At 62.1% G+C, this 9853-nt stretch carries 10 protein-coding genes; 2 read left to right on the plus strand and 8 right to left on the minus strand.

The annotated features are described in order from the left end of the window. The coding region (locus tag VFE81_RS13330; protein ID WP_325045041.1) for an EAL domain-containing protein at nucleotides 1-768 on the plus strand (768 nt) is incomplete at its 5' end. A gap of 241 nt (nucleotides 769-1009) precedes the next feature. On the opposite strand, the gene VFE81_RS13335 is transcribed toward VFE81_RS13330, so the two are convergent. The 3 genes from VFE81_RS13335 to VFE81_RS13345 form a co-directional block, all read right to left on the minus strand. Then, nucleotides 1010-1897, minus strand: coding sequence for a crotonase/enoyl-CoA hydratase family protein (locus tag VFE81_RS13335; RefSeq protein WP_325045042.1), 888 nt, complete (start codon nucleotides 1895-1897; stop codon nucleotides 1010-1012). A gap of 423 nt (nucleotides 1898-2320) precedes the next feature. Further along, nucleotides 2321-3424, minus strand: a complete 1104-nt coding sequence (locus VFE81_RS13340) for a malate/lactate/ureidoglycolate dehydrogenase (RefSeq protein ID WP_325045043.1) — start codon at nucleotides 3422-3424, stop codon at nucleotides 2321-2323. Nucleotides 3425-3467: 43 nt separating this feature from the next. After that, complete coding sequence (locus tag VFE81_RS13345; protein WP_325045044.1) at nucleotides 3468-4931, minus strand: M20 family metallopeptidase; 1464 nt, start codon at nucleotides 4929-4931, stop codon at nucleotides 3468-3470. 158 nt (nucleotides 4932-5089) lie between these two features. Here VFE81_RS13345 and VFE81_RS13350 point away from each other — a divergent pair, with 158 nt between their 5' ends. Continuing rightward, on the plus strand, nucleotides 5090-5401 hold the full coding sequence (locus VFE81_RS13350) for a superinfection immunity protein (protein WP_325045045.1): 312 nt from the start codon (nucleotides 5090-5092) through the stop codon (nucleotides 5399-5401). Here VFE81_RS13350 and VFE81_RS13355 read toward each other — a convergent pair whose 3' ends face one another. The 5 genes from VFE81_RS13355 to VFE81_RS13375 all read right to left on the minus strand — a co-directional run. Next, on the minus strand, nucleotides 5402-5674 hold the full coding sequence (locus tag VFE81_RS13355) for a YodC family protein (RefSeq protein ID WP_325045046.1): 273 nt from the start codon (nucleotides 5672-5674) through the stop codon (nucleotides 5402-5404). 485 nt (nucleotides 5675-6159) lie between these two features. Continuing rightward, nucleotides 6160-7734 carry an MFS transporter gene (locus tag VFE81_RS13360; protein ID WP_325045047.1) on the minus strand — a complete coding sequence of 525 codons (1575 nt, stop codon included), beginning with the start codon at nucleotides 7732-7734 and terminating at the stop codon, nucleotides 6160-6162. A 30-nt stretch (nucleotides 7735-7764) separates the two neighbouring features. After that, nucleotides 7765-8403 carry a TetR/AcrR family transcriptional regulator gene (locus VFE81_RS13365; RefSeq protein ID WP_325045048.1) on the minus strand — a complete coding sequence of 213 codons (639 nt, stop codon included), beginning with the start codon at nucleotides 8401-8403 and terminating at the stop codon, nucleotides 7765-7767. A 141-nt stretch (nucleotides 8404-8544) separates the two neighbouring features. After that, complete coding sequence (locus tag VFE81_RS13370; RefSeq protein ID WP_325045049.1) at nucleotides 8545-9387, minus strand: isocitrate lyase/phosphoenolpyruvate mutase family protein; 843 nt, start codon at nucleotides 9385-9387, stop codon at nucleotides 8545-8547. Between the two features lie 216 nt (nucleotides 9388-9603). After that, nucleotides 9604-9853: OsmC family peroxiredoxin (locus VFE81_RS13375; RefSeq protein ID WP_325045050.1), on the minus strand; the 250-nt coding region annotated here is incomplete at its 5' end.

Consider the following 9853-nt stretch of genomic DNA (forward strand, 5'->3'; position numbering starts at 1 on the left):
ACCAATCTGCGACGCGGTCTCGAAGAGGGCCAGTTAACGTTGCACTACCAGCCCAAGCTCGTGCTCGCCACCGGCGCGGTGCAGGGCGCGGAAGCGCTGGTGCGCTGGAACTCACCGGAGCGTGGGCAGATCATGCCGGCCGAGTTCATCCGTTATGCTGAAGAATCCGGGCTGATCGGCGTACTCGGCCGCTGGGTCATGGAAACGGCCGCGAGGCAAGCCGCCAAATGGAAGGCGGACGGTTACAACCTGCGCGTCGCGATCAACGTGTCGGCACGGCAACTGGTCGATACCGCCGTGGTACGGCATTTCAGCGAAGCGCTGCAACGAGCCAGCCTCGACCCGTGCCTGATCGACCTTGAACTCACCGAGAGCTGCCTGATCGAGGACGAAGCGGCTGCGATCGATCTGATCACGCAGTTCCGGCAGCTCGGCGCGCAGGTCCATCTGGACGACTTCGGCACCGGCTATTCGTCGCTGTCGCAATTGGGCCGTATTCCGCTCGACGTCATCAAGCTCGATCGCAGTTTCGTCCGTTCCATCAATGCCGACACCAAAGCGCAGGCACTCGTGCGCTCGATGGTGGCGGTCGCGCAGGAACTGAATTTCAAGGTGGTCGCCGAGGGCATCGAAACCGAATCGGAAGAGCTGTTCATGAAGGGACTGGGCGTCGACTACGTGCAGGGCTTCCTGTACGGCCAGGCGATGCCGGCGGCGGAATTCGAACGCTGGTTGCAGGATAGACAGAAGCTCAGACTGATTGCCTGAGCGCCGCGCGCCCCAAAGGGAGTCCCCTTGGGGGACGCTGCGAAGGAAATCCTCCTGGGAGGCGCCCCGAAAGCTGTCCCTTTGGAGGACGCTCGGAAGGAAATCCTCCTGGGCGGCATCCCGAAGGCAGTCCCTTTGGAGGGCACCCCGCCGGAGGTCCTCTTTGGGGGAGTTCCGAAGACAGTCCCCCTGAGGGACAGGACCGCAGTTACCGTTCCATCACGCCGGGACCCAGATCCATTCAGGCAAAATTGGCCGCGCTGGAGGCCGTCTGGCGCAGGTTCGAATTACGGCGGTTTTGCAGCATCACCAGCCGCTCCATGAAGGCGAGGTCCCTCTCCTCGATCATGAAGGCGGCGTCCACCCAGTCCTCGGTAATTTCCATCAACTCGGCGCGCGAAAGTTGCAGCACGCGCTGGCGCGCCCGCAGCATCGCGCGGATTCCGTTCATCTTGGGCCTGAGCGTATCGATGAAGGTACGCGTCGCCATATAGGCGTCGCCTGGCTCGAACAGATGGTCGACCAGCCCCTTGCCGAAGTGCCACTCAGCCGTGTGCGATTCGCCCACGCCGATCAACTCTTCTGCCAGACGCATGCCCGCCTTGCGCGCGACCAGCGAATAACCGCCCATGCCCGGGAACAGGTTGAACGCGATCTCCGGAAAACCCATGCGCGCATCGTTCTGGGCCAGCAGGAAATGGTGCGCCAGTGCCGCCTCGAAGCCCCCTCCCAGCGCGCTGCCCTCTACCATCGCGATCGAAATCGCCCCCGTATCGAAACCGCGCGACGCCGCATGCACACAATCGACGCAAGCTCGCGCGTAGGCCATCAAAGCCTGACGCTTGCCGGAGCGGATCGTGTCCGCGAAGAAATCGAGGTCGCCCCCGACGTTGAACATGGTCGGAATCAACGAGCCCGTCACCCAGAAGTCGATCGGCAAGCCGGACTCTCGTGCTGCCTGCGCGAGGCCCAGAATGTCGTGCACCAGTTCGAGATTAAAACAGGGACGCGGCTGCGCCCGCAGCATCATCCACATGATGTTGCGGCCTTCTTCGTAGTACGCGGAGACTTGCGACAAATTGCCGGCTTCGAGGAACGGACGGCAGGCGTGATGGCTATGCAGATTCATTTTGAATGGTCCTTTTGAGGTTAAACATTGGCATTGCAATGCGAGCCTAAATCAGACCGGAATGGGATGGGAGCGGGGTAACCAACAGATGAATGCAACACGCACGCCAAGCCCCGTCAGACGGAGCTCTTCAGGGAGGTAAACCGTGTGGCAAAAGATAATGAGGACGCAAACGCTTGCGCACCGAAGATGGGCGGAATTAGCCCGCAGATGAGCATTCGGCCGCAATAAATTAGCGAACGAACACAGCTTGAATTGCTTGACGGATTTGAAAGGAAAAGAAATAGCTTTCGATTATGTAATGCAATCGAAAATAGTGCCTTCCAGATGTTTGTTTTCTATTTGTGGGCTAACAGACGGAATATTCAATTTGCATACTTAAACGCAGGCGCCGCAAAGCACCCGTTGATTCACAAGCAATCGTTATTGCAACTCCGCGGACCACCGCTCAGCCTGCGCCGGGCTCATACCGACGGCCAGCGCCGCCGCGCGAATCTGAGCCCACGTGGCGGCATCAACGGGGATGCCCTCGGCCTCGCGTTGCGCGCGCATCACCCGCTCGGGTTCGCCGGGCTCATAGATACGGTCCGCGCCGGCCGCGAGCGGCGAAGCCTTCACCCAGCCGATGAATGCATCGGCTTCGGCTTGAGCGTCGGGGGCATCGAAAGCGGCGGGATCGACGATCACCGACAGCATGCAGTTGATGATCGCGTTGGTCGTGCCGAGCGTCTCCGTGTGCGTGGTGAAGCCGCCCGACAGCGTACCCGCGAAAATCTCGCACATTGCCGCGAGGCCGAAGCCCTTGTGACCACCGAACGGCGTCAGCGAACCGAACGGCGCTTCCTGCATAACTTTGGGTTCGAGGGTCGGAAAACCCTCGTGATCGATCAACGCGCCAGGCGGCACTTGTTTGCCCTGGTTATACGCGACGCGCGTCTTGCCGTACGCCACCGTGCTGGTCGCGAAGTCGAGCACGAGCGGCGGCTTGCCGGGCCGCGGATAGGCGGCGCAAAACGGATTCGTGCCGATGCGGCGGTCCGCGCCGCCGAACGGCGCCACGAGCGGATCGCCCGCCACATTGACGAAATGGAACGATACGAGGCCGGCGCGCGCGCATTGTTCGGCCCAATGGCCGATGCGCCCGATGTGATGCGCGCAGCGCAAGCCGACCGCGCAGATGCCGAGGCGTTTGGCGCGCTCGATGCCCTGCTCCATCGCCTCGAACGCGACCACCTGGCCAAATCCCCTGGCGCCTTCGACGGTCAGGACCGCGCCCGCGTCTTTCACGACTTGCGCATGCAGGTTCAGTTGCAGTTGCGCGTCGGCCAGCGACGCCACATAGCGCGGGATCATCCCCACGCCGTGCGAATCGTGACCAGTCAGATTCGCCGCCACCAGATGATCCGCAACCAGCTCCGCTTCGCGCGGCGTACTGCCCGCCTGCTCCCAGATTGCCCGTACATAGGCATGCAATTGATCGGCCGGAATGCGGAGCGTGGTGGGCTGAGCAGTCGGGTTATCGGTCATTCACTGTGTCGGCGTGGGTGGAAAGATCGTGGCGAAACGCGCCTCAAGGCGCGGCCGCGATCACCTGGGCAACGGCTGCCGTCAGCTTCTTGCCGTACGGCACGTGCAGGAACTCGTTCGGTCCGTGTGCGTTCGACTTCGGCCCGAGCACGCCGCACACCATGAACTGCGACTTCGGGAAACCCGACTTCAGCACGTTCATCAACGGAATCGTGCCGCCCTGCCCCATGTAGGCAACGTCCGCGCCATAGTGCGCGCGCGACGCGTCGTTCAGCGCGGTGGCGAGCCACGGAGCGAGATCGGGCGCGCTCCAGCCGCTCGCCGCGCCGGCGTCCGGCTTGAAAGTGACCCTGGCGTTGTACGGCGGATCGAATTCGAGCAACGCCTTCAGTTCGGCGACAGCCTTTTCCGCTTCGATCAGCGGCGGCAGACGCAGCGATAGCTTGAACGCCGTGCGCGGACGCAGCACGTTGCCGGCGTCGGAGAGTGCGGGCAAACCAGCCGCGCCGGTCACCGACAGCGACGGACGCCACGTCGAGTTGAGCAAGGCTTCCTGCGGATCGGTGGTGGTGGGCAGCACCTGACGGCCATCCTGGCCGCAGGCCCACGGCAACTTCTTCCAGACATCGTCGCCAAGAATTTGAGCGGTCGCTTCCGCTTCGCGCAGACGGTCTGCCGGGATAGTGACGTGGAAACCCTTCGGCAACAATGTGCCGTTGGCGGAGTCTTCGAGACGGTCGAACAGTTGCCGCATGATGCGGAAGCTCGACGGCGCAATGCCACCGTAACCGCCCGAGTGAATGCCTTCGTCGAGCACCTGGACTTCCAGGTCGCCGGCAACCAGTCCGCGCAACGACGTGGTGAGCCACAGTTGATCGTAATTGCCCGCCCCCGAATCGAGACACACAACAAGACCGACTTTGCCGAGCCGTTCGCGCAATGCGTCGACGTACGGCAGCAGATCGTAGCTGCCCGATTCCTCACAGGTTTCGATCAGGCCGACACAACGCGGACGCTCGATACCTTGCGCGTCCAGCGCTGCCAGTGCCGTGAGGCTCGCGTAGATCGCGTAGCCGTCGTCAGCGCCGCCGCGGCCGTACAGCTTGTCGTTTTCGAGCTTCGGCGTCCAGGGGCCGAGGTCGTTGCGCCAGCCGTCGAACTCAGGTTGCTTGTCGAGGTGGCCGTACAGCACGATGGTTTCTTCGCTGCCCGATCGGGTCGCGGCCGTTTCGAAGAAAATCACCGGCGTGCGGCCCGGCAGACGGATCACTTCGAGTTTCAGGCCGCGCACGGGTTGCTGTTCGGCCCATTGCGCCGCGTCGGTGATCACGCGCTCGAGATAACCATGCTTGACCCACTCGGGATCGAATGCCGGACTCTTGGCCGGCACGGCGATGTAGTCCGTGAGCGCGGGGACGATCTCGTCGTTCCATTTGCGGTCTACGAATTCGCGTAGCGTGTCCTGGTTGATGCGCTGGGTCTGCTGGGTCGTATCGTCGGAGATCATGGTGGCGGTCCGTGGCGGGTCGGTTCAATCGAAACGTCCATGATAGTCCTGATGCTCGACGGGCTGAACCCCCAGGCGGTCCATTCGCGTCAACACTGCGCAAAGCGAACAATCGCGCGACAATCGTGACATACGTCGCGTCCTTGGGGAGGCAGACTATGGGTGGCCACGTCGTGGTCCAGGTCATCGCCGCGGCGCTCGCGCTGGCGCTGTATTTTCTGCCGAGCATTCTCGCGGACCGGCGCAAGCGTCATGACGTGCTGACGCTGGCGCTCTTCAATGCGTGCCTCGGCTGGACTGGTTTTGGCTGGCTGCTCGCGCTCTACTGGTCGTTGCAGCCGAACCCGCCGAAGAACGTGGCAGGTGAAATTGCAGAGACGCGAAAGATCGTGCGGATGCGGGCGTTTTCTTCGGCGCTTCTCGTGCGCGTGCAAAAGCGCGCTACGGCGCGTGAGCGCGGGGAGAAATAATCAGGCGGCGCGGCCCATCCTGCCCCACATCACCGAGCCAGCGGGGATCGAGCGCGGCTCAGCCCGCACGCTCTCGTGCGCGAACATCTCGTGGCGCAGTTCGCCATGTTCGTCGAACCACTCGCAAATCAGCCAGTCGCCAGGATTGAGCGCGACCGGACCTGCGTATGTCACGGTCATGCGCGAGCCACCTTCTTTCAGCGTGACAACATCGCCGACATTGAAGCGTGCGGCTGGCGGTGTTTCGAATACGTCAATGGTAGCGGTCAGCATATTCAATCCCCTACGGAACCCGTTGAGCGGAATTAAGTCATTGCGTCATGCTTTGCAACACTGAACCTGCCGAAGGAATACTCTAAAAGAGCGCCCAGATTAACAATCGAAATTAACTGCGGCAAGTGCTTTTTTATTGATACCGTTTTCATTTGCACTGGAATAGGTTTCCTAACCCGGCAGTCGATGGGTCAAGCCGGGAAAACCCTTCTGAACGGCGCCTGGCCGCCACCGGTGCGGCACTGCACGATCGCAAAACTTACGGCGGAAAACCCGATTTGCAGGTAGAAAATACGGCCTCGATTTATCATATCTAAAGCGCTGCCGACAAACCGCAATTCGGGTTTATTCCAATCGTCCACAAATGGAGTTACCTGTGAACGGAAAACTCACCGGTAAATTTACCCATTCCAAAACCCGGTTTGTTTAAAGTGCATAATAGTTTTTAGCGACCACCGCTGAAAACGATTTCCCGCCCGTTATTTTCAAACCGGCTGGGCGGCCCGGCGCAATGCCAGTTGTTGATGCCGCACCAGCAGCACGCTCAAACCAATACATACAAACATCAGACACGCATTGATCGCGAGGCTGAGCTGGAAGGCGTGCGCATAGGCGCTCGGCGTCTCGCTGCCGCCGATCACCCCGAAAAACGCACCGCTGATAGCCGCCGTTCCGAACGCCGAGCCGATCTGCAATGTCGACGACACTATGCCTGAGGCAAGCCCCGCCTTCTCCGGCGCGACTTCCAGCAGCACGATGCGCATAATCGACGGCAGCAGCAGCCCATGACCGACGCCCGCGCACACCAGTCCGCAATAGAACAGCAGGTCCGGCGTAGCGGCATGGGTCGCGGACCAGCCCGTAACCGTAAAGCCGACTGTCATCATCGAGAAGCCGAGCGCCAGCACATGGCCGCCAATGCGCTTGACCACCGCGGGCGACGTCAGCGGCCCGACCACGAAACCGATCGCGAACGGCATGATGGCCATGCCCGAGGCGAGCGGCGTCCAGTGCAAACCGGTTTGCAGGAAGATCCCGTAGGTCAGAAAAAATGCGCTGTTGCAGTAGAACAGGAACGCGAGCACCAGGCCCAGTGCGAAGGCCGGGTTGCGGAACAATTGCAGATCCACCAGCGGATGGCCGCCACCGCGCTCGACGCGCCGCTCGGTTGCCACGAATAGCGCGAGCGCGGGGACGGCAAGCGCGAACATCACGAAGGTCCACGCCGGCCAGCCGGCTTCACGGCCGTGCGTCATCGGATAGATGACCAGCAGCAACACCGTCGAGAGTAGCGCGACGCCCTTCAGGTCGATGCCGGTGCTCGTGGCCGGCTGATTTTCCGGCACGAACTTCCACGTGCCGATGAAGGCCACGATGCCGATCGGAATGTTGATGAGAAAAATGATGCGCCAGTCGAGCCCGAACGGGTGATAGGTGATCAACGCGCCGCCGCCCAGTTGGCCGACGATCGACGAAAGCCCGAATACGAAACCATAAAGGCTCATGACCTTGGTCTGCCGATGCAGCGGCACGACCGCGCGGATGGTCGCGAGCACCTGCGGCGCCATGATCGCCGCCGCGATGCCCTGCACAATCCGCGAGATCACCAGCATGTGGCCGCTGGTGGCGAAGCCGCATAACGCGGAGGCGACCACGAACGCCGCCATCCCCGTCATGAACATGCGACGCCGGCCGAACAGGTCGCCGAGGCGTCCGCCCGTGATCAGCAGCACGGCATAAGCGGAGGCGTAGGCGGACACCACGAGTTGCAGTTGCGCATTCGTGGCATTCAGGCCGGTGTGAATCGACGGCAGCGCGAGGTTGACGATGAAATAGTCGAGCGGCGCAAGGAAGGCGCCGACGAACAGGATGGCGAGCGCGAGCCCCTGCCGCTCGAAACCGGACACAGCCTTCCCGGCAGCGGCCGCACTGGCGGCCACCGCACTGGCGGCCACCGCACCCACGCCTGGGCAGACGGCAGCGCCAACACCACCGGCTGCCGGCCGCGCCGCGGGTCCAACGAATGCCGCCGGAGCGGGCTTGATGGCATCTACATTCATGACTGTTCGTTCAAGAATTAGGTAAAAAAATTAGACGAGTGCGCGCATGGCAACGTCTACGATTCCGATCAGCGCATCTTCCTTGTGGGCGACTCGCCCCAATACACGCAGGCCTTGCATCACGCACAGCAGGAAATCGCCAACGGCTTTTTCGTCGAGCGTGGAATTGAAAGCGCCGCTCGCCTGGCCGCGAATCACCGAGGCCGCCAGCAAAGTCGCCATGCGGCGTTGGATTGCCGCGACGCGGCTGCGCAGCTCCTCGTCGCCGGGTTGCATCTCAAGCGTGGTGTTGGTGATGAAGCAGCTGCGCTCGCCGATCAGCGCGCAAGCGACCCGGGCGTAATGCAGCAAAGCGTTGCGCAGCGCCTCTTCCGGCGGCACCGGCGCGTTCAGCCGCTCGGCCAGCCGTGCAACCGATCCTTCCGCGTAGTGATCGAGCGCGGCGAGCATGATGCCGTGCTTGTCGCCGAATACGCCGTACAGACTCCCCCGTAACAGGCCGGTGGCCTTGCAGAGGTCGTCGATCGAGGTGGCGTGGTAGCCGTGATTCCAGAAAACCTGGCTGGCGCTCGCCAATACGGTATCCGTATCGAACTCGCGCGGCCTGCCCCGGGAGCAGACCTCGCCCGCTTTTTTCACGGATTGCTTCGAATTGCCTGATTGCGTCATATCACGGATATTATGACTAACCGTTCAATAATGCAAGGCAATTGAGACGCTTACTTGCCAACAGTTCGGCTTGCAAGGCGCCGCCTATGGCACAAGCGTCATCGTGCAATCACCACCCGCCATCTTTCGTCACCCGGCCGTCTATTTGCCCCACTTTTGCGCGGCGGTCGTGAACAACTGGTTGATCTCATTACCGCTGGCGGCTTCTTTCGTGTAGTTGAACGTGCCGTGGTCATGCATTTCGTGTGCCGCGCGGAGAAACGCGCCCAACGCCGCGCGCGCCAGCGAACCGCCCACGCTGACACGTCGCACGCCCAGCGAGCGCAGGTCGTCGAAACTGAGCAGGACACCTTGCAGCCCCATCAGTACATTGACCGGCCGGTCGAGCGCGCCGACCACGGCGGCGATCTCTTCGCGCGTCTTCAGGCCGGGCGCGTAAAGCACGTCCGCGCCGGCCTCCTGATATGCCTGCAAGCGCCGGATCGTGTCGTCGAGATCGGGCCGACCCACCAGATAGTTTTCGGCGCGCGCCGTCAGGGTGAATGGAAACGGCAGAGCACGCGCCGCAACGACCGCTGCGCGCACGCGCTCCACGGCGGCTTCGAACGGGTAGATCGGTTCACCAGCACGACCGGTCGCGTCCTCGATCGAACCGCCGACGACGCCTGCTGCCGCGGCCTGCGTGATCGTTTCAGCGCAGTCTTCTGGCGCGTCGCCGAAACCGTTTTCCAGATCGGCGCTGACCGGCAAGTCGGTCGCGCCCGCGATTTCGGCGAGATGCACCATCATCTGCGCGCGGCCGATCGCGTTATCCGGCAGGCCACGCGAAAACGCGTAGCCCGCGCTGCTGGTGGCGAGCGCCTTGAAACCGGCCAGCGCCAACAGCCGCGCCGTGCCGATGTCCCACGGATTCGGGATGATGAAGGCCTCGCCCGCTGCGTGGTATGACTGGAATTGCTGTGCTTTTTCGGTTTGCGTTGTCATCGACAGTTCCATTGAAGACGGCGACCGGCGTTTTCGCGCCCACGCGCGGCTCGGTCGTCGTCGTATTCGTTAAATGGCAGATGAATGGCAAGTAAGTGGAAGTGCGTGGTGAACGAACTGCAAATGAGAAAAATACAACGGAAAGTGGCGACCGGCGGCACCTGGCTACCACTGCCAGCCGGCCCTGCATATGTCTGCAGTGAGTGACCCGCGGGCTCAGGTTTCGAGCTTCGCGTCCATCGTGATAGTTGCGTTCAGTACCTTGGAAACCGGGCAGCCCGCCTTGGCATCCGCGGTTGCTTTCTCGAATGCGGCTTTGTCGCCGCCGGGGATTTTGACGGCTACATCGAGATGTACCGCGGTAATCGAAAAGCCGCCGCCGTCCTTGTCGAGCGTAACGGTTGCCGTGGTGCCGATACGTTCAGGCGTAATGCCGGCCTTGCCCAGTTCGGCCGATAGCGCCATC

Source organism: Paraburkholderia sp., from assembly GCF_035656215.1.
In the GTDB taxonomy this organism is placed as follows: domain Bacteria; phylum Pseudomonadota; class Gammaproteobacteria; order Burkholderiales; family Burkholderiaceae; genus Paraburkholderia.